Source organism: Micromonospora maritima (assembly GCF_902825405.1).
GTDB lineage: Bacteria > Actinomycetota > Actinomycetes > Mycobacteriales > Micromonosporaceae > Micromonospora > Micromonospora maritima.
Window position 1 is genome coordinate 50,960 of record NZ_CADEAU010000001.1, and the last position, 17,540, is coordinate 68,499.

At 71.5% G+C, this 17,540-nt stretch carries 22 protein-coding genes, 1 tRNA gene and 2 pseudogenes; 9 read left to right on the plus strand and 16 right to left on the minus strand.

The window, feature by feature from the left end; genetic code table 11:
* Nucleotides 1–33: 33 nt before the first annotated feature.
* Nucleotides 34–972, minus strand: coding sequence for an NADP-dependent oxidoreductase (locus tag HUW36_RS00365; protein ID WP_174526208.1), 939 nt, complete (start codon nt 970–972; stop codon nt 34–36).
* Between the two features lie 50 nt (nt 973–1,022).
* The gene (locus HUW36_RS00370; RefSeq protein WP_174526209.1) at nt 1,023–1,661 is read right to left on the minus strand and encodes an HD domain-containing protein; all 639 of its coding nucleotides are present in this window, start codon (nt 1,659–1,661) and stop codon (nt 1,023–1,025) included.
* A 273-nt stretch (nt 1,662–1,934) separates the two neighbouring features.
* On the opposite strand from HUW36_RS00370, the gene HUW36_RS00375 reads away from it, so the two are divergent.
* The gene (locus HUW36_RS00375; RefSeq protein WP_174526210.1) at nt 1,935–2,909 is read left to right on the plus strand and encodes a GlxA family transcriptional regulator; all 975 of its coding nucleotides are present in this window, start codon (nt 1,935–1,937) and stop codon (nt 2,907–2,909) included.
* A 462-nt stretch (nt 2,910–3,371) separates the two neighbouring features.
* On the opposite strand, the gene HUW36_RS00380 is transcribed toward HUW36_RS00375, so the two are convergent.
* Together HUW36_RS00380 and HUW36_RS00385 are read right to left on the minus strand one after the other, a co-directional pair.
* Nucleotides 3,372–3,545: a hypothetical protein gene (locus HUW36_RS00380; protein ID WP_174526211.1), complete on the minus strand. Its 174-nt coding sequence runs from the start codon at nt 3,543–3,545 to the stop codon at nt 3,372–3,374.
* On the minus strand, nt 3,542–3,760 hold the full coding sequence (locus HUW36_RS00385; protein ID WP_174526212.1) for a flavin reductase: 219 nt from the start codon (nt 3,758–3,760) through the stop codon (nt 3,542–3,544). The genes HUW36_RS00380 and HUW36_RS00385 overlap by 4 nt, the downstream gene beginning before the upstream one ends.
* Nucleotides 3,761–4,178: 418 nt before the next feature.
* Between HUW36_RS00385 and HUW36_RS00390 the strand changes: the two genes are divergently transcribed.
* Nucleotides 4,179–4,418, plus strand: coding sequence for a winged helix-turn-helix domain-containing protein (locus tag HUW36_RS00390; protein ID WP_174526213.1), 240 nt, complete (start codon nt 4,179–4,181; stop codon nt 4,416–4,418).
* A gap of 209 nt (nt 4,419–4,627) precedes the next feature.
* On the plus strand, nt 4,628–5,023 hold the full coding sequence (locus HUW36_RS00395; RefSeq protein ID WP_174526214.1) for a hypothetical protein: 396 nt from the start codon (nt 4,628–4,630) through the stop codon (nt 5,021–5,023).
* Between the two features lie 632 nt (nt 5,024–5,655).
* On the opposite strand, the gene HUW36_RS00400 is transcribed toward HUW36_RS00395, so the two are convergent.
* Nucleotides 5,656–6,108 (minus strand): hypothetical protein, encoded by a 453-nt coding sequence (locus HUW36_RS00400; protein WP_174526215.1) that lies wholly within the window; start codon nt 6,106–6,108, stop codon nt 5,656–5,658.
* Between the two features lie 261 nt (nt 6,109–6,369).
* Between HUW36_RS00400 and HUW36_RS35415 the strand changes: the two are divergent.
* A pseudogene (locus HUW36_RS35415) lies at nt 6,370–6,732 on the plus strand (tyrosine-type recombinase/integrase); the annotation flags it as partial.
* 78 nt (nt 6,733–6,810) lie between these two features.
* Here HUW36_RS35415 and HUW36_RS00410 read toward each other — a convergent pair.
* Nucleotides 6,811–6,882 (minus strand) — tRNA-Val (locus tag HUW36_RS00410).
* Between the two features lie 50 nt (nt 6,883–6,932).
* Nucleotides 6,933–7,463, minus strand: coding sequence for a TIGR02611 family protein (locus HUW36_RS00415; protein ID WP_246247747.1), 531 nt, complete (start codon nt 7,461–7,463; stop codon nt 6,933–6,935).
* A gap of 273 nt (nt 7,464–7,736) precedes the next feature.
* Here HUW36_RS00415 and HUW36_RS00420 point away from each other — a divergent pair, with 273 nt between their 5' ends.
* Nucleotides 7,737–8,168, plus strand: a complete 432-nt coding sequence (locus tag HUW36_RS00420) for an SsgA family sporulation/cell division regulator (RefSeq protein ID WP_053653619.1) — start codon at nt 7,737–7,739, stop codon at nt 8,166–8,168.
* 116 nt (nt 8,169–8,284) lie between these two features.
* On the opposite strand, the gene HUW36_RS00425 is transcribed toward HUW36_RS00420, so the two are convergent.
* Nucleotides 8,285–9,061: a glucose 1-dehydrogenase gene (locus HUW36_RS00425; RefSeq protein WP_174526216.1), complete on the minus strand. Its 777-nt coding sequence runs from the start codon at nt 9,059–9,061 to the stop codon at nt 8,285–8,287.
* Between the two features lie 157 nt (nt 9,062–9,218).
* On the opposite strand from HUW36_RS00425, the gene HUW36_RS00430 reads away from it, so the two are divergent.
* The gene (locus tag HUW36_RS00430) at nt 9,219–10,136 is read left to right on the plus strand and encodes a helix-turn-helix domain-containing protein (protein ID WP_174526217.1); all 918 of its coding nucleotides are present in this window, start codon (nt 9,219–9,221) and stop codon (nt 10,134–10,136) included.
* Between the two features lie 7 nt (nt 10,137–10,143).
* Nucleotides 10,144–10,599 carry an RrF2 family transcriptional regulator gene (locus HUW36_RS00435; protein WP_098745685.1) on the plus strand — a complete coding sequence of 152 codons (456 nt, stop codon included), beginning with the start codon at nt 10,144–10,146 and terminating at the stop codon, nt 10,597–10,599.
* Here HUW36_RS00435 and HUW36_RS00440 read toward each other — a convergent pair whose 3' ends face one another.
* From HUW36_RS00440 to HUW36_RS00470, 7 genes are all read right to left on the minus strand, one after another.
* Nucleotides 10,600–11,211: a malonic semialdehyde reductase gene (locus HUW36_RS00440; RefSeq protein WP_174526218.1), complete on the minus strand. Its 612-nt coding sequence runs from the start codon at nt 11,209–11,211 to the stop codon at nt 10,600–10,602.
* Nucleotides 11,208–11,771 (minus strand): flavin reductase family protein, encoded by a 564-nt coding sequence (locus HUW36_RS00445; RefSeq protein WP_174526219.1) that lies wholly within the window; start codon nt 11,769–11,771, stop codon nt 11,208–11,210. The genes HUW36_RS00440 and HUW36_RS00445 overlap by 4 nt, the downstream gene beginning before the upstream one ends.
* Nucleotides 11,768–13,102, minus strand: a complete 1,335-nt coding sequence (locus tag HUW36_RS00450) for an LLM class flavin-dependent oxidoreductase (RefSeq protein ID WP_174526220.1) — start codon at nt 13,100–13,102, stop codon at nt 11,768–11,770. The genes HUW36_RS00445 and HUW36_RS00450 overlap by 4 nt, the downstream gene beginning before the upstream one ends.
* 11 nt (nt 13,103–13,113) lie before the next feature.
* A complete protein-coding gene (locus HUW36_RS00455) occupies nt 13,114–13,968 on the minus strand; it encodes an ABC transporter permease (protein WP_217428729.1) in 855 nt (284 codons plus the stop codon).
* Complete coding sequence (locus HUW36_RS00460; protein WP_174526221.1) at nt 13,961–14,779, minus strand: ABC transporter ATP-binding protein; 819 nt, start codon at nt 14,777–14,779, stop codon at nt 13,961–13,963. The genes HUW36_RS00455 and HUW36_RS00460 overlap by 8 nt, the downstream gene beginning before the upstream one ends.
* Nucleotides 14,776–15,807, minus strand: coding sequence for an ABC transporter substrate-binding protein (locus HUW36_RS00465; RefSeq protein WP_174526222.1), 1,032 nt, complete (start codon nt 15,805–15,807; stop codon nt 14,776–14,778). Before HUW36_RS00465 ends, HUW36_RS00460 begins: the two co-directional genes overlap by 4 nt.
* A 135-nt stretch (nt 15,808–15,942) precedes the next feature.
* Entirely contained in the window at nt 15,943–16,083 is a 141-nt protein-coding gene (locus HUW36_RS00470; RefSeq protein ID WP_174526223.1) for a putative leader peptide, read from the minus strand.
* A 181-nt stretch (nt 16,084–16,264) separates the two neighbouring features.
* On the opposite strand from HUW36_RS00470, the gene HUW36_RS00475 reads away from it, so the two are divergent.
* Both HUW36_RS00475 and HUW36_RS00480 read left to right on the plus strand, forming a co-directional pair.
* A complete protein-coding gene (locus HUW36_RS00475; RefSeq protein WP_064498970.1) occupies nt 16,265–16,438 on the plus strand; it encodes a DUF4236 domain-containing protein in 174 nt (57 codons plus the stop codon).
* A 119-nt stretch (nt 16,439–16,557) separates the two neighbouring features.
* Nucleotides 16,558–17,076 (plus strand): potassium channel family protein, encoded by a 519-nt coding sequence (locus HUW36_RS00480; protein ID WP_174526224.1) that lies wholly within the window; start codon nt 16,558–16,560, stop codon nt 17,074–17,076.
* Here HUW36_RS00480 and HUW36_RS00485 read toward each other — a convergent pair.
* Nucleotides 17,042–17,540 (minus strand): annotated as a pseudogene (locus HUW36_RS00485) (hypothetical protein); the annotation flags it as partial. The gene HUW36_RS00480 and the pseudogene HUW36_RS00485 overlap by 35 nt on opposite strands.

The following is a 17,540-nucleotide window of genomic DNA, read 5'->3' on the forward strand; positions in this document are numbered from 1 at the left end:
GCGATCGGCGGGCCGCTGGCGTCCGCGGGCCGGTCACGACTGCGCCGCACCCTGCTCGTCCGCCACCTGGATGATCGTCTTGCCCGGCGCGCGGCGGCCGCGGGCGAACGCGGAGGTCGCCTCGGACAGCGGGCGCACGGCGCCGATGACGGGCTTGAGCCGTCCGGCCCGCACCCGCCGGGCAAGGTCGGCCAGCCGGACGCGATCGGGCTCGACGACGAAGAAGACGGCTCGCCCGCCTGTCGGCTGTACGGCGGGCGGCGCGGCGATGGTGACGACGGTGCCGCCCGGGCGTACCAGTTCGGTCGAGCGCGCGAGGACGTCGCCGCCGATGACGTCGAGCACCAGGTCCACCTCGCCGGCGAGCCGCAGCTCGCCGGCATCCAGGTCGAGGAAGGTGTGCGCGCCGAGGTCGAGCGCGAGGTCACGGTCGCCGGCCCGGCCGGTGCCGATCACGCGGGCACCCGCCTCCCGCGCGAGCTGGACGGCGAGCGAGCCGACCCCGCCCGCCGCACCGTGGATGAGGACGGTCTGGCCGGTCGTGAGCTGGCCGTGATCGAACAGCCCCTGCCACGCGGTCAGTCCGGAGATGGGCAGCGCGGCGGCCATGGTGTGGTCGATGTCGGCCGGGAGGGGGGCGAGGTTGCGCGCCTCCACCGCGGTGTACTCGGCCAGGGAGCCGTCGCGGGCCCAGTCGGTCGGTCCGAACACGCGCTGGCCGACGGTGAGGCCGGTGGTGCCGTAGCCGAGTTCGACCACGACCCCGGACAGCTCGTGCCCGGGGACGCTGGGCGTGCGGTCGCGACCGGCGCGGTCGGCCCACGTCGTCGGCCAGTCGAGCTCGCCGGGGGTGAAGCCCGCGGCGTGTACGCGCACGATGACGTCGTTCACCGCAGCCTGCGGGTAGGGCAGGTCGGTCAGGGTGAGTCCACTGACGCCTGCCGCACGGTCGCGTACGGTGATTGCTCGCATGCCCGGATCCTTTCTGGGGCTTCGTCATTGTCGGGTGGTCATGGGTCCGATCAGCTCGGCCAGGGAGAACCGAGCATGCGTTCAACAGTCGTCACCCGGCGAAAGCCGGGGACGAAGTGTTCGAGCACGTCGGAGTTCACGGTGCCGTTCGTGGTCTCGGGCCGGTTCTTCAGCCCCTCGACGTAGGTCCGCAAGAACTCGTTCTTGAAGTCGCCCCGCGGGTGGACGGCGAGGATCTCGTCCAGCCGGTCGCGGTCCAGTTCGTCCAGGCCGAGGCCGAGCACGTCGGTGAGGACACCGAGGTACGTGGTCGCGATCTCCGGGCCCATCCGGTCGGGGATGCCCGGCGTCGTGTGCAGCGCGATCGCCGTCCATACGGTCTCCGCGGCGGCCGTAGAGAAACCCCGGTCCAGGAGGAATGCGCGGGCGTGGTCGGCCCCGTCGACTTCGAAGCGCTGTTCGGCGTCGGAGAAGGGCCTCAGCAGGCCGGTGTCGTGGAACATGGCCGCCAGGTAGAGCAGCTCCGGATCAGGTTTCACGCCGAGCCGGTCTGCGTGGATGAGGCCGAAGAGAAAGACCCGCCGCGAGTGGTGGTAGATGAGCGGGCTGGTCGTCTCCCGGATGCGCTCGGTCGCCTCGGCGACGGCTGCTGTCTCCGGAATCGCCAACCCCGCTATGACCTCTGGCATGATCCTCAACCTTCCCGGATATGTCCGCCCGCTGCTGTCCGGGTCCCATGCTGCCCACCGATCGTCGTACGACGCCGCCCTCGTCCGGCCAGGAATCCCTCAGATCCGGACATGACGTGACCCGCCCGGCCCCGAGGATCCCGCGATCTCCGGTGGTGGCGCGTGTTACGAAGGAGCGGTGTCCGAGCCTCCCGTCACGCCGACCCGACGGCGGTCGGCGCCGCCGGCGTCCGGCCCGCACCGAGCCCATCCGGCTCCGGAGGAGCCGCAGTGGTGACCGCCGGCACCCACCGGGTGGCGATCCTCGTCTACGACGGGGTGACGTTGCTGGACGTCGCCGGTCCCGCGGAGGTGTTCAAGGAGGCGAACCGGTTCGGCGCCGACTACGGCATCCTGTTGCTGTCGCCCAGCGGCGCGGACGTCACCACGAACCTCGGAGTCCGGATGGCGGCCGACGGTTCCCTCGCGCGGTCGCCGGCCGTCCACACCTTGCTGGTGCCCGGGTCCGATCGCTATCCGCGCGCCCAGGTGCCGACGGACCTGGCGGAGGCCGTACGGGCACCGGCGGTCGCTGCCGGTCGGGTCGCGTCGATCTGCACCGGGGCTTTCGTCCTCGCTGCCGCCGGCCTCCTCGACGGCAAACATGCGACCACGCACTGGAAGGTCGCGCACGAACTCGCGGCGCGGTATCCGACAACTCGCGTCGACCCTGACGCGATCTACGTCCGGGACGGCACGACGTACACCTCGGCAGGCGTCACGGCCGGGATCGACCTGGCGCTCGCCCTCGTCGAAGAGGACCACGGGCCCGACGTGGCACGCGACGTCGCCCGCGCCCTCGTGGTCTACATGCAGCGTGCGGGCGGCCAGTCCCAGTTCTCCGCACCGCTGCAGGGACCGCCTCCCCGGTCGCCGGCTCTGCGCACGATCACCGACCTGGTGACGGCAAACCCCCGCGGGAGCCACTCGCTCGACGAACTGGCGAAACATCTCCACGTGAGCACCCGGCACCTCACCCGGCTCTTTCAGGACGAGCTGTCGACGACACCGGCCCGCTACGTGGAGAACATTCGGTTCGACATGGCCAGAGCACTGCTCGACCAGGGGCACAACGCGACGCAGGCCGCGACCCTCGCCGGGTTTCCCAGCTACGAGAGCATGCGACGGGTCTTCGCACGGAAACTGTCGATCAGCCCCGCCGCTTACCAGCGCCGATTCAGCACGACGCGCCGCACCGGCGCGACTTAGCATTCGAGCAGCCTGCTCCGCTGCTGGCGCCGCCGGGGCGCAGACTCGGGCCCGGGATGTTCGTCGCCCCGCCGGTGACGCCTCGCATGTGGTCGGCCAGGCCCGGCAGTGCACCGAGAGCCGGATCGGCGACCTCGCCCTCAGAGGCAAGGGGGTGGACGCTCCATCGATCTACACGCAGGTCTCATCGAAGTCGACGAGAGACGCGCTCAAGCGCCTCGGCGACTGCCTGAGCCGTTGACGAGACCTGCTGTACGACAGCAGAAAGGCCACCTCCCGAAGCCGGGAAGTGGCCTTTGACCTGCGTGGGCGATACTGGGATCGAACCAGTGACCTCTTCGGTGTGAACTCTCGGCGAGCAGGTCGGATCGGGCTCGATGCGAGGTCAAACGGCCTGCTGACGCGCCTCTCGGCCTGGTTCGGCTGGCACGGATGCTGTACTTCGCTGCTGTACTCCTGGCATCACACAAGGCGTTGGATCCGGACCTTCGGGCGCTCGTTCCTGAGGTGGCCTTGCTTGTGCTGGCGGACCTGCTCGTCCCAGACCTCCTGGTCGTAGTCGGGGTGGGGTGGGATCCACTTGTGAGAACCGTCGCTGTAGTGGAACTTCTCGTCGCCGGGTCTCAGGATGCTCATCGGGTCCAGCCGAGGAACCGGTGGTGCAGGTGGCCGGCGGGGACGTAGGCCAGGTCCTGGGCGGCGTCGACGAGCTGGGCGGCCAGGTAGAGGGCGAGCGACACGGGGGCGCGGTCGTATTCGGCGCGCAGCTCGCGTCGCCGGGTCTGGCAGGGCCACTCCCCCGCACAGCCGCCGCAGGACCAGGCCGGTTTGATCGGTAGGTGGGTGGTCATCGCGGGCCGTCCTGGCTGGGCCAGTGGCCGCGGTTGATCGGGATACGGTGGCGGCTTCGGCAGGGCAGGCTGCTTCCGCAGCGGCAGGCATGTCGCCAGTGCCGCCACGACCAGACGGGCCGATGACGCCGGGCGAGGGTGAGCGCCACCGCCAGGACGTACTCGTCGTACGAGACGCGCTTCATCGGCTCGCGGGGGCTGTAGGGGCAGATCTTTGCCGCAGCAGGGGATTGGAAGGGAGCACTGCCGCCTCCTCGTGCCGCAGGTGTCCGGAGGCGTGGATGCCCGATCACGGGGGATGCGCCGGGCATCCACGCCGGCGAGGACGGCCCGCAGCGCCAACCGGGGGAATCGACCTCCTCGGCAACCTCCCATAGGTACCGTTGGGTAGTCAAGGGCTGACGTAGGTGGTCTACTCGTGTTGCCAACCGAGGGGAACACCGTGCCACCGCGTTACCGCTACGAGCAGATCGCCGACGACCTCGCCGAACGCATCGCTAACGGCGAGTTCCCGCCGGGCTCCAAGCTACCCAGCCGGCGAGAGCTGATCGAGCACTACAGCGTTACCGAGCCGGTTATTGACCGGGCCATGCAGGTACTACGGATCAAGGGGATGACCGAAACGCTGCCCGGCGTGGGCGTTTTCGTCGCGGAGTAGCCCTCCCCAAGGTCAGCCGGCACGGCCTGGACCACTCGCTTACAAGTTCTGGGCGCTCGGATCGGCCCGGTCCGCGCGCGTCTGTGACCTCGGGCAGTGATCCGCCCATGTCCGGCTGAGCCCCACTCCGTCTGGCCCGGTTGCTGTCGCCGTTGCTGTCGACAGCAACCGCCGCCTCTGCAGAGGACGTACCGGATAGCCTTCGCAGCGTGCGATACCTCAGCCGGTCGTTCCTCCTTGGCGCGCTGCAACGCAGGAAGGATGTCGAGCAGTTCCTCGGACCCGTCACGGTGGGGAGCATCGAAGGCATCCGCTGGGTGTCCATCTGGCCATGGCAGGACGGCTACAACGTCTCCGTCCATGACGTACAGGACCTGGACGACGAGAACTGCGGGGACCTGTCGGTCTTCCCGCCGCTTGATTCAGAAGGCGAGGATGACCCGGGCCCTGGCCGGCTGATCGGGCACGTTCAGGACCCGACCGAAGCGATAGAACTGGCAGAGCGCTCGACCGGCGCAGCGCCGCATCGCTGGGTCAATCACGGCGTCGCCGGGGAGGACTACGCGGACTTAGTCCGGGCCAGACGCTCCAGACTCAGACGTTGAAGCGGAACCAAGAGCCGGTGTCCCGCCACCAGCAGGAACGCTGGTCGGTCCCTGGTCACACGCCGTCTCCGGCTGCCATCGTTGGTTGCTGGTTGACGACGTTTGACGGTGTCTTGTGCCCCCTGTGTGCCCCGACCACTGGTGCGGCGTGGTTAGCTGCCGGCACCGGCATCTGATGGCGAGGGGACCGACGTGGTGTTGACCAAGAAGGGCTCTCGGCTTATCACGGTCGACGGCGTGGTCTACAGATGGCGAGTGCGCGGACGACCCACCTACGCCCAGGCGCTCGGTGAGCGACCACTCGCCCTCGCCGTCGAGCAAGCTGACTGCAAGGGCAGCGTACTGCTGGTCAGCATGTCCCAGGACCACCCGAGCAACTGGTTCGGCGGTCCGTCGATCCCTGTTCTTCCCTCGCAGGTCGCGGCAGTCATCCGCAAGGCACTGGGCGAGGGATGGCGGCCTAGCCAGCCGGCGACGGCCTTTCGCACTACTGCGCCCGACGAATCTCAAGCGCCTTCGACTCCTTGACCCCCAGGCAACAATCACAGCACGCTCACCTGCTGCTCGTTCGGCCCCGGGCTGCTGGCATCGTCCGTGCTCGTCCAGTGGTGTCCGACCCGATCGTCACCCAGTTAGTCACCCACGCCCCGCAGCATGGCTTCTGCCTCCCGCACCATGTCCTGCTCAAGTTGGGCGCGCCCAGCAGCGCTGTCCTCCCACAGGTCGGCCAAGAAGGCGATCGTGGCAAGGGGCTCCGGGAACCCTAGCGACCCGGCATAGGCGGCGATGGCATGAGCCCCATCCACCGGCGCGATGGCCCCGGACACCAAACGACGCGCATACGAGACCACCACCTCCCAGACGGCTTGGTCCTCGTCTGGCAGCTCAGGCAAGCCCAACTCGTCGACCACCTGGTCCAACAGCTCCCGTGCCTCGCGGTACTCGCCTCGCGAGAGCCCAGCGAGTTCCCGCAACGATGGACTATCCAGCCCCTCGGCAAGGGCTTGCGCCGCAACCAGCGGCAGCTCCTCGCTAGCCAGGTCACCGGCCAGGACCCGCACCCCGACGTCTCGCATGTCGATCACATGCCGAGTGTCAAGGCTCCGCTGATCCCCGTCCACCGGGTTGCGCTAGACCCCCCGCTTGTAAGTTCTGCGCGCTGCGTCCGGCCGCGTCCGCTCACGTCTCTGACGTCAGGCGTTGATCCCGTCGCCGGCTGGCTCCGGCTGGCGCCGCTCGGCCCTGTCGCTAGCCCTGTTGCTGTCGACAGCAACAGGGCTAGCGCACGGCGGTCGATCCTCCGGGTCAGCTGGGCCTCTGCAAGTAGCGCACCTCGCTGCAGCGGCATCTGCCTGACCGCCCTCAAGCTCAGACAGCAACAACGGGAGGAGGCAGAAGCAGCCGCAGGCAAGGCATGGCACGAAACCGGACTCGTCCTCACCACCCGCTACGGCACCCCGATCGAGCCCCGCAACTTCCAACGCTCCTGGCAGACCAGGTGCGAGAAAGCAGGCGTCACGCCGATCACCGTCCACGACGCCAGGCGAACCTGCGCCACCCTCCTGGCCGACCTCGACGTCCACCCCAGAGTCGCCATGCAGGTGTTGAGGCACGCCCGCTTCGCCGTAACGATGGAGATCTACACCCAGGTCACATCGACAAAGACCAGAGACGCACTCAAGCGCCTCGGCGAATCCCTGAGCCGCTGACGAGAACTGCTGTACAAAGCTGCTGTACGACAGCAGAAAGGCCACCTCCCGAAGCCGGGAAGTGGCCTTTGACCTGCGTGGGCGATACTGGGATCGAACCAGTGACCTCTTCGGTGTGAACGAAGCGCTCTCCCGCTGAGCTAATCGCCCTCAGCGCGCATGACTCTACCCGATCGAGAGCCCGGACCAAAAACCGGGTCTCAGTGCGTCGCGAGGTAGTGCAGCGCCCGCGCCACCACGTCGATGCCGAGGCTGTACTTGAGCGACAGCCACACCACCACGGACACGAAGACCAGCCCGACGGCGCCGAGCACGAAGCGCACGCCGAGCGACCGGCTGGTCACCCAGCGCGTCCAGGCGTTGACGTGGCGGCGGGTGAACGCGAGCAGTCGGCGGGCCCAGTGGAACTCGACCGCCCAGACGCCGAGGCCGGCGATGACCAGCAGCCAGCCGGGGCCGGGCAGTGGGATGAGGGCGATGCCGACGGTGACCACCAGGGCGCCGAGGATGCCGATGAAGATCTTGAGGGCGACGCGGCCGGTGGGGTTGGCGCGGATCAGGTCCAGCGTGGTGTGGAGGCGACCTCGCCAGCCCCGCCTGCGTTCCGTCAGAGCGCCCGGCGAACGCCCGTCGACCGACACCTCGTACCCCCGCCTTTTGGCTGTTCGGGCCGCACCTTTCGGCGATTCGGCCCTGGTCCGCGCCGCCACCGAGGAGCCCCTCGTGACCATTTCCACCCCCAGTGTCGCCCGGGACCGTCACCCCTGCTGACGACTGGACGTTACCGGAGTAAGTCGACGACTGAACCACCCGTTGCCGGGCGGGACGACGGAGTGGGCGGAACCGGAAATCCTACAAGGGTTCTCACGTTCCCGAAGGCTTTCCGACCCCCTTCCCACCACTGGGTGAAGTCAGCGTATGGCGGAGCGTAGCCAGGAGCAGCACCTGAGTATGGGAAAAGCGGGACACGCGCGTTCCGCAGCGGTGCCGGGGGGAGAACGTCCATGAGTGTCATCCGACCGACGACCGTAGAGGTCGAGACGTCGCTAAGGCTCGTCGCGCCTGACGCCACCGCCTTGCCGGTGCGTGCCAGCCTGCGTTACGACCCTGCTGACCCGTATGCGGTCCATGTCCTGTTCCATGCCGAGTCCGCCGGTGGCGAGGCGGTGAGCTGGTCGTTCGCTCGCGAACTGCTGGTCACCGGGCTCGACGAGCCGGCCGGCATCGGCGACGTGCGGGTCTGGCCGTGGGCCACCCCGCGCGGCGACTTCGTCGCGCTCGCGTTGTCGTCCCCGGACGGCAACGCCCTGTTCGAGGTCCCGCGCAGCGTGCTGGTGCGCTTCCTGCGCCGGACCTACGTCGTCGTCCCGCGCGGCCGCGAGGCCGAGCACCTGGACGTCGACACCGCGGTGACCCGGCTGCTCGCCGGGCGCTGACACGGCCACCACCCGGGGCCGCGCGGATCTGCCGAGTCCGCGCGGCCCCGGGCCGTCTCACCCCCGGGGTACGCCGCCGCGCGGCCTGACGACCGCCAGCGGTCCAGGAAATGCGCTCAGCCGTGCGTGGTGATCCCGCCGTCGACCGGGATGACCGCGCCGGTCAGGTAGGCGCCGGCCCGCGACGCGAGGTAGATCGCGGTGCCGGCCATGTCCTCGGGGCGCCCGATCCGGCCCAGCGGCACCTGCTGCTCGATCGCCGCGCGCGACTGCGGGTCGTCCAGCGCGAACGCCATCATCTTGCTCTCGAACGGGCCGGGCGCGATCGCGTTGACGGTGATCCGCTCGCCGGCGAGCTGGTGGGCGAGGCTGCGGGTGAGCATGTGCACGGCCGCCTTGGTGGCCGAGTAGGCGTACACCTCCATGAACGGCACCCGGATGCCGTCGATCGAGCCGATGTTGATCACACGGGCCGGGTCGTCGGCGTCGGCCGCGGCGCGCAGCTCGGGCAGCAACGCGGTGGTGAGCCGGAAGACGGCCTTGACGTTGACCGCCCAGAGCTTGTCGAACGCGCCCTCCGGGTACTCCTCCAGCGGCGCGCCCCAGGTGGCGCCGGCGTTGTTGACAAGCACGTGCACCCGGTCGTGGCGCTGCCGCACGGCCTCGGCCAGGGCGAGCGCGCCCTCGTCGCTGCCCAGGTCCGCCGGAATGGCCTCGCAGTGGCCCTCGGCGGAGAGCTCCTTGGCCACCGACTCGCACACGTCGGCCTTGCGCGAGGAGATGACGACCCGGGCGCCGGCCCGCACGAAGCCGCGGGCGATCATCAGCCCGATCCCCCGCGAGCCGCCGGTGACCACTACCGTCTTGCCCTCGACCGAGAACAGATCCGTCATGCCCATCCCATCGCCGTCGCCCGGGCCACGGACCGGTCCCCCGGCCCGGGCCTTACCGATCGGTAACCTAACCGCCAGGCGTACGCGCCGACAAGAGTGGCGCGAGCGGGGCGAAAGCGTCGAGATGCAACGTGCCGCCGGGGCGGTTACCGTCGGGATGATGGTCACTACCGGTCAGCCCTCCCCGGCCACCCGCACCGGCCTGTCGGAGCCCCGCCTCGGCACCGACGAGATCGTCACCGGCGCGCTCGACGACCTCACCCCCGACAGGGGCTGGCCCCGGCCGGTCCTGCTCGACCGGGACGTGTTGATCCTGGTCACCCACGGACACGGCACCGCCGAGCTGGACTTTTGGGCCGTGCCCTGCCGGCCCGGCACGCTGCTGCGCGCGCACCCCGGCCAGGCGCTGCGCTGCGTCGGTACGCAGCTCGACGCCACGGTGGTGAGCTGGGGGCCGGACGCGCTGCGCGGCCTCGACGTCGACCCGGACGCGGTGCCGACCCACCGGCAGCTCGCCGGCGAGGACGAGGACGCGGTGATCGGCGAGGTGAGCCAGCTCGCCGTGGACGCCGACCGGCACGCGCAGGTGCCCGCCGCCGCGGCGCTGTTGCGCCACCAGCTCGCCGTGCTGCTGTTGCGGCTGAGCCTGCTGCCGCAGCCCGACCGGTCCCCCGAGCCCCGGGCCGAGGCGGAGACGTTCCGGCGGCTGTGCCGCGAGGTGGAACGCGGCTACCGGGAGACCCGCCGCGTCGAGGACTACGCCGCCCGGATCGGCTGCTCGGTGCGTACCCTGACCCGGGCCTGCCTGGCGGTGACCGGCCGCAGCGCGAAGCAGGTGGTGGACGAGCGGGTCGCGTTGCAGGCTTGCCGGCTGCTCGCCGCCACCGACGAGCCGATCGCCTGGATCGGCCGGCGGCTCGGTTTTCCCGAGCCGACCAACTTCGGGCGTTTCTTCACCCGCGAGGTCGGGGTGAGCCCGGGAGCGTTCCGGGCCGGCCGGGAACGGCCGCTGCCCGTCCGTCTGGTGCGTCAGCGCCCGCCCGCCGACTCCCCCGCCCCGGCCGGCCGGGCATGATGGCACTGTGCAGATCTCCGCGCGCGGCGACTACGCGGTCCGGGCAGCCCTGAGCCTGGCCACCGCGTACCCGACCCTGCTGTCCACCCAGGCCATCGCGGCGGAGCAGGACATGCCGCGCAAGTTCCTCGAAGCGGTCCTGGCCGACCTGCGCCGGGCCGGGATCGTCCGGGCGCAGCGCGGCGCCGAGGGCGGCTACACGCTGGCCCGCCCGCCGCGCGAGACCACCATCGGCCAGGTGCTGCGCGCCGTCGACGGCCCGCTCGCCGGCGTACGCGGGCTGCGCCCCGAGGAGACGCGGTACGAGGGCGCGGCGGAGAACCTGCCCCGGCTCTGGGTGGCGGTGCGCGCCTCGGTGCGCCGGGTGGTCGACGAGGTGAGCCTGGACGAGCTGGTCAGCGGCCGGCTGCCGGCCCACGTGCGCAAGCTGACCGCCCAGCCGGACGCGTGGGAGCCGCGCTGATCAGAGCGTGCTGACCACCTCGTCGTACGGCAGCCGGGGCAGCCGCTCCCGCCAGGCGTCCGGCGCCGGGCGGCCGATGTTCATCAGCAGCAGCACCCGGTGCCGCCCGTCCGGGAAGAACTCGCGTTCCACCCCGGCCTGGTCGAACCCGGCCATCGGGCCGGCGGCGAGTCCGGCGGCGCGGACCCCCACCACCAGGTAGCCGATCTGGAGCGCGGCGTTGAACCGGGCCTGCGTCTCCCGGCCGGCCGGGTCACCGGTGAACCAGTCCCGCGCGCCGGGACGGTGCGGGAACAGCTCGGGCAGCCGGTCGTGCCAGTCCACGTCGGCCGCGAGCACCGCGGTCAACGGGGCGGTCGCCGTCTTGTCCCGGTTGCCGGCGCTGACGTACGGCAGCAGCCGCGCCCGGGCCGCCGCGGAGCGCAGCAGCAGCACCCGCAGCGGTTGGGCGTTCATCGCGGTCGGGCCGTACCGGACCAGGTCGTGGACGGCCCGGACCTGCGCGTCGTCGACCGGCTCGGCGGTGAACGCGTTGGCCGTGCGGGCCGCCCGGAACAGCAGGTCCTGGGCGGCCCGGTCGAGCGCGAGCAGCTCGTCGGCGGCGGTGGTCACCAGGAACCGGGCCAGTCGCCGAGCGTGGTGGTGTAGCGGCCCCGGTGGTGCAGCAGCGGGTCGCCGTCCTCGCCGGCGCCCAGCGCGAGCGGTTCGCCGAGCAGGATGGTGTGGTCGCCGGCCTCGATCCGCCGGACCACCCGGCACAGCAGCACGGCGAGCGCGTCGCCGATCAGCGGCACGCCGAACGGCCCGGTGGTCCAGCCGGGGTGGGCGGTGAAGCGGTCGATGCCGCTGGTGGCGAAGATCTGCGCGATCTCCTGCTGCCCGGAGGCGAGCAGGTGCACGGCCACGTGCTCGGCCTGCTCGACGGTCGGCCAGCTCGACGACGCCCGGCCGAGGCAGACCGACACCAGCGGCGGGTCCAGCGACACCGAGGTGAACGAGGTGGCGGTGAAACCGGCCGGCGGCAGGTCCGGCCGCACCCGGGTGCCGCGCAGGCCGGGCGTGGTGACCACGGTGACCGTGGACGCCTGCCGGCGCAGCAGCCCGCGGAACGAGTCGACGTCGACCGGGCGCAGCTCGACGGTGCCGGCGTCGGGCCGGTCCACGGTGGTCACGACGCCACCAGCTCTCGGGTCGCGTAGACGCTGGCCGGCCGGGGCAGGCCGTAGTGCTCGCGCAGGGTGCGTCCGGTGTATTCCGACCGGAACAGCCCGCGTCGGCGCAGCAGTGGTACGACGTGGTCCACGAAGGCCTCCAGTCCGTGGGGTAGCAGCGGTGGCATGACGTTGAAACCGTCGGCGGCGCCCTCGGTGAACCAGAGCTCGATCTGGTCGGCGATCTGCTCGGGGGTGCCGACCACGACGCGGTGCCCGCGCCCGCCGCCGAGCCGCCCGATGAGCTGCCGCAGGGTGAGCCGCTCCCGGCGGGCCAGGTCGACCACGAGCTGGTAGCGGCTCTGGTGCGACTGCACCGCGTCGGCGTCGGGCAGGTCCGGCAGCGGCCCGTCCAGCGGCAGCCCGGTCAGGTCGAGCCCGGTCATGCCGGAGAGCTGGGCGAGGGCGTGCTCGGGCACGATCAGCGCCTCCAGTTCGTCGGCGAGGGCGCGGGCTTCGGACTCCGTACCCCCGATCACCGGTGCGATACCGGGCAGCACCTTCACCAGGTCCGGGTCGCGGCCGGCCTCGGCGGTAGCCCGCTTCAGCGCGGCGTGGAACGCCTGGCCGTCGGCGAGCGTCTGCTGGGCGGTGAACACGGCCTCGGCGTAGCGGGCGGCGAACGCGATGCCGTCGGCGGACGATCCGGCCTGCACCAGCAGCGGGCGGCCCTGCGGCGGGCGGGGCGTGTTGAGCGGGCCGGCCACCCGGAACCGCTCGCCGGTGTGCGCGATCTCGTGCACCCGGTCGGTGTCGGCGAAGACGCCGGCGGCGGTGTCCAGGACCAGCGCGTCGTCCTCCCAGCTGTCCCAGAGCTTGATCGCCACGTCGACGTACTCGGCGGCGCGGCGGTAGCGGTCGGCGTGCGCCGGGTGGTCGTCGAGGTTGAAGTTGCGGGCCTCGCGGGCCTGGGCGGAGGTGACGATGTTCCACCCGGCCCGGCCGCCGCTGAGGTGGTCGAGCGAGGCGAACGCGCGGGCCAGGTTGAACGGTTCGGTGTAGGTGGTCGAGGCGGTGGCGATCAGGCCGATGTGTTCGGTCGCGGTGGCGAGCGCGGCGAGCAGCGTGATCGGCTCGAAGACGGCCTGGATGTTGTGGCGTACGGCCGGGCCGACGGCCAGCCCGTCGGCGAGGAACACCGAGTCGAGCGTGCCCCGCTCGGCGATGCGGGCCAGCTCCTGGAAGTGCCGTACGTCGGCGAGGCGGCCCGGGTCGGTGCGCGGGTGCCGCCAGGCGGCCTCGTGGTGGCCGACACCCATCAGGAAGGCGTTGAGGTGCAGGGTCCGGGACATGGCGGTTCCTCTCAGGCGGTGGTGACGTCGACGCGCCAGGTGGAGAAGCGACGTTCCCCGGCGACGAGGAGCTGGTTGACCACCAGCCCGATGGCGGAGATGGTGATGATCCCGGCGTACATGTCGGGGATCGCGAAGTTGTACTGCGCGTAGTTCACGAGGTAGCCGAGGCCCGCCTTGGCGCCGACCATCTCGGCGGCGACCAGCACCAGGATCGAGTACGCCCCGGCGAGCCGGACGCCGGTGAACACGGTCGGCACGGACGCCGGCAGGATCACCTTCTGGAACAGCCGCAGGTGGTTCAGCCCCATCGAGCGGGCCGAGCGGACCAGCAGCGGGTCGACCCCCTTGACCCCGGCGATGGTGTTGAGCAGGATCGGCCAGGAGCAGGCGTAGACCACCAGGGCGATCTTGGAGGTCTCGCCCAGGCCGAGGATGAGCACGAAGACCGGCAGCAGCGCGAGCGCGGCGGTGTTGCGGAACACCTCCAGCAGCGGGCTGAGCAGGTCGGCCAGCGGCCGGTACCAGCCGATCAGCAGGCCGAGCGGGATGGCGGTGACCACGGCGAGCGCCAGCCCGGTCAGCGACCGGGTCAGGCTGGCGCCCACGTGCTCGGCGAGCTGGCCGCTGCGCAGCAGCTCCCACCAGGCGACGAGCACCTCGGACAGGGGCGGCAGGAAGACCCGGTCGACCAGGCCGGTACGGGGCACGGTCTCCCAGATCGCGGCCAGTGCCAGCAGCGCGGCGCTGCGGTGCAGGACCCGACCGCCGGCGGCGAGCAGCCGCCCGGGCCGGCGGGACACGACGGCCGGGGCCGCGACGGGCGCCGCCGCGGGGCGGGCCGGGGGTGCGGCGACGTCAACCAACGGGGGCCTCCTCGCGTACGGCGGACTGCGCGGCCCGTACCTCGTCGCGCAGCAGCGTCCAGATCAGGTGCCGGTGGTGCCGGAACGCGTCGGTGGAGCGGACGTCCTCCTCCGCGTCCCGGTCGCCCAGTTCGATGTCGATGACCTGCTTGATCCGGCCGGGCCGCGACGTCATCACGGCGACCCGCTGGCCGAGGTGCACGGCCTCGTCGATGCCGTGCGTGATGAACACGACGGTCTTGCCGGTGGCCTGCCAGATCCGGACCAGCTCGTCCTGGAGCGAGTCGCGGGTCTGCGCGTCGAGCGCGGCGAACGGCTCGTCCATGAGCAGCACGTCCGGGTCGTACGCGAGGCTGCGGGCGATCGCGACGCGTTGCTTCATGCCGCCGGACAGCTCGTGCGGGTAGCGGTCGGCGAAGCCGGTGAGCCCGACCAGGTCGAGGTGGTGGGCGACCCGCTCGGCGCGCTCGGCACGGGGCAGTCCCTTCGCCTCCAGCCCGAACGCCACGTTGCCGGCGGCGGTGCGCCAGGGCAGCAGCGCGTACTGCTGGAAGACGATGCCCCGGTCCAGGCCGGGTCCGGTGACCGGGCGGCCGTCGACGAGCACCTGCCCGTCGGTCGGGGCGGCCAGGCCGCCGAGCAGGTCGAGCAGGGTGGACTTGCCGCAGCCGCTGGGGCCGACGACGACCAGGAACTCGCCGGGGCGTACCCCGAGGGTGAGACCGTCGAGCGCGGTGACCGCACCGCCGCCGCCACGCCGGCCGGGGAAGACCTTGCGCACCCGGTCGAAGAGGATCTTGTCGGTGTTCACGCGCCACCGCCCGGGTTGGCGAACGCGTTGAACCGGTTGGTGTAGAGGTCGGAGGGCTTCGGCCGGGCGCCCTTGAGCTCGCCGGTGTCGGCCAGCCAGTCGATCCAGGTGGCGAACTCCCGGTCGGTGATGACGCCGCCGGTCTCGGCCACGCCGCTGGACTTCCAGTAGTCGACGAGGGTGGCGTCCTCGTTGCGGCCGCGCTTGTCGATGATGGACCGCAGCCGGGCCACCACGGTCTCCCGTGGCTGGGTGCGGGCCCACTCGATGGCCTTGCCCACACCGGTGACGAACGTGCGGACCGTGTCCGGGTTGCGGGCGATGAAGTCGTCGCGGAACACGTAGCTGCCGGCGCTGAACGCCCCGAGCAGTTCGTAGTCGGTGAAGACGGTGCGGATGCCGCCGGCCGCGACCGCCTTGTCGCGGATCACGCCGCCGAGCACCGCCACGTCGATCTGCTTGGCGCGCAGCGACTGTTCGGTGTTGACCGGCGGCAGCGCGACCAGTTCGACCTTGCCGATCTCGGCGGCGGTGAGGCCGCCCCGGGCCAGCCAGGTGCGCAGCACGGCCTCGGCGTGCGCGCCGAGCGTGTTCATGCCGACCCGCTTGCCGATCAGGTCGCGGGGTCCGCGGATCGGGCTGCCGTCGAGCACGTAGTAGCCCTGGAAGGTCTGGGCGTCGGAGCCGTAGTAGCTGACCACCGCGGTGATCGGGGCGTTGGCGGCCTGGAGCTTGACGATCGCGCCGTTGAACGCGCCGCCGAAGTCGCTCTGGCCGGTGGCGGTGGCCTGGATGTCGGCCGGGCCGCCGGTGACGTTGCCGATCCAGTCGAGCTTCACGTCGCCGAGGTAGCCGAGGTCGGCGGCGAGTTCGGGGAGGGTCACCTGACCGACCGAGCCCTGGTAGCGCAGTTCCTTGGTCTGGTCGCCGTCGGCGGCGGCGTCGGCGCCGCATCCGGTGGCGGTGGCGAGGGCGAGCAGGGCGACGGCGGCGGCGAGGGCGCGCCGGGGCGTGGCGAGGGAGGGCATGACGGAGTCTCCTGATCTGTCCACGATGCGGTGGAGGGGGCCCGCGAGGGCCGGGAGCGCACGCCGTACCGCGCCGGGCCACGGTGCGCCGGCGGGGGGAACGGACGGGCGGAGAGGGAACGACGAGCGCTCGGCTCAACAGAGCGCGCTCGCGTGCCGGACCAGGTCGACGTGCACGCGAGCGGTGAGGAGAAGCTCGTCCCGCTGCGACATGTCCTCATGCTGCCGGCCGTTCTCGCCGCCGGTCAACGCCCTTCCAATCAGTGAGACTTTCATCGCTGGCATTGTTACGAAGCACCACCACCAGCATTTACCACTCCTTAACACCTACCCGTTGGATAGAGATTCTGCCGGGCGGTAGGCCCACCGTCCAGACCGGATCCGACCGGGTTTCGCACATCGTCGAACCGGGCATGTTCGATGACGCAGAGGCAGGGAGACGAAGGAGGCACCCCCGATGGGCGTCCAGTTCCGCAAGCGCAAGAAGTACGGGCCGCTGATCCTCCACTTCACCCAGAACGGGTTCTCCTCGTGGAGCATCAAGATCGGCCGCTGGTCCTGGAACTCGAACACCCGCGCCCACCGCGTGGACCTTCCGGGGCCGCTCTCCTGGAAGCAGGACAAGGCCTGACGGTCTGCGGACCGTTACGACGAGCGGGGCGCCGGCGGTTCGCCGGTGCCCCGTTCGTCGTCCGGGCCGGGTTCACCGTTCGGCCGCCGACGGGGACCCCGCGACGGAACAATCGCGGCATGGCGGACCTGACCCTGCGGCGGATGCGGCGACGGGCCGCGGCGGCCTGTGCGCTGATGCTGGTCGGCTACTTCCTGGTGCCGGTCGAGCCGGACCCGAACGGGTTGCGGCTGGCGCTGCGGTCCGCCGGCACGCTGCTGCTGGTCGCCGTGGTGGCGTTCCTGGTGACCGGCCAGGTCCGCCGGCAGCTCACCCGGGACCAGCCGACCGGCCGGGAGGAGGACCGGGCGCTCACCCGGCTCGCCGTCGCGCTGATCGCCGGGCTGCTGGTCTTCGCGTTGGCCGACTACGTGGTGGCGGACACCCGTCCCGGTGAGTTCGTCGGGCTGCGCACCCGGATCGACGCGCTCTACTTCGCCCTGGCCACCCTCACCACGATCGGCTACGGCGACGTGCACGCCCAGGGGCAGATCGCCCGGGTGGCCGTCTGCGCCCAGATGGTCTTCAGCATCGGCGTGGTCGCGACCGGCGCGTCCGTGGTGGTCAAGCAGATGACCCAGCGGTCGGGGCGGCGCTGATCCGCACGTCGCCGCCGAGCCGGCCGTGCTCCGGGTCGCGGGTCACCGCGCCGGCGGCGAGCATCGAGCCCAGCGCCCGGTTGGCGTCGGCGGGCCGGTAGACGGTGCGGGTCGCGGCGAACCGGCGCAGCTCGCTGACCGTACGCGGGCCGGAGCGGGTCAGCTCGGCCAGCAGCTCGCGCCGCAACGGGCCGGGCTCGGGCTCCAGCGAGATGTCGAGCAGCCGCCCCTGCGGATCGGCCGGGTCGCGGTAGCGCACCCCGGCGTACTCGTCGACCGCCCAGAGCGCCTCCTTGGCCGCCTCCAGGCCCCGGTCGGAGCCGGTGGCGTAGCCGAGCAGCCGGGCCGGTCCCTCCCCCACCAGCTCGACCTCGGTGACCAGCGGGAAGCCGGCAGCGGTCAGCGCCGGGCGCAGCGACCGGCCGGGCGCGGTGACCAGCAGCAGCTCGGCCGGGCGGCCGGAC

Bases quoted from the DNA above. Each gene is read 5' to 3' on its own strand.
- HUW36_RS00425 (WP_174526216.1), bottom strand. From the start codon at position 9,061: ATGACGGATCTGTTCTCGGTCGAGGGCAAGACGGTAGTGGTCACCGGC.
- HUW36_RS00450 (WP_174526220.1), bottom strand. From the start codon at position 13,102: ATGTCCCGGACCCTGCACCTCAACGCCTTCCTGATGGGTGTCGGCCAC.
- HUW36_RS00465 (WP_174526222.1), bottom strand. From the start codon at position 15,807: ATGCCCTCCCTCGCCACGCCCCGGCGCGCCCTCGCCGCCGCCGTCGCC.
- HUW36_RS00415 (WP_246247747.1), bottom strand. From the start codon at position 7,463: ATGGTCACGAGGGGCTCCTCGGTGGCGGCGCGGACCAGGGCCGAATCG.
- HUW36_RS00430 (WP_174526217.1), top strand. From the start codon at position 9,219: ATGATGGTCACTACCGGTCAGCCCTCCCCGGCCACCCGCACCGGCCTG.
- HUW36_RS00420 (WP_053653619.1), top strand. From the start codon at position 7,737: ATGAGTGTCATCCGACCGACGACCGTAGAGGTCGAGACGTCGCTAAGG.
- HUW36_RS00470 (WP_174526223.1), bottom strand. From the start codon at position 16,083: ATGAAAGTCTCACTGATTGGAAGGGCGTTGACCGGCGGCGAGAACGGC.
- HUW36_RS00480 (WP_174526224.1), top strand. From the start codon at position 16,558: ATGGCGGACCTGACCCTGCGGCGGATGCGGCGACGGGCCGCGGCGGCC.
- HUW36_RS00380 (WP_174526211.1), bottom strand. From the start codon at position 3,545: ATGAGCATCCTGAGACCCGGCGACGAGAAGTTCCACTACAGCGACGGT.
- HUW36_RS00370 (WP_174526209.1), bottom strand. From the start codon at position 1,661: ATGCCAGAGGTCATAGCGGGGTTGGCGATTCCGGAGACAGCAGCCGTC.
- HUW36_RS00365 (WP_174526208.1), bottom strand. From the start codon at position 972: ATGCGAGCAATCACCGTACGCGACCGTGCGGCAGGCGTCAGTGGACTC.
- HUW36_RS00475 (WP_064498970.1), top strand. From the start codon at position 16,265: ATGGGCGTCCAGTTCCGCAAGCGCAAGAAGTACGGGCCGCTGATCCTC.
- HUW36_RS00385 (WP_174526212.1), bottom strand. From the start codon at position 3,760: ATGACCACCCACCTACCGATCAAACCGGCCTGGTCCTGCGGCGGCTGT.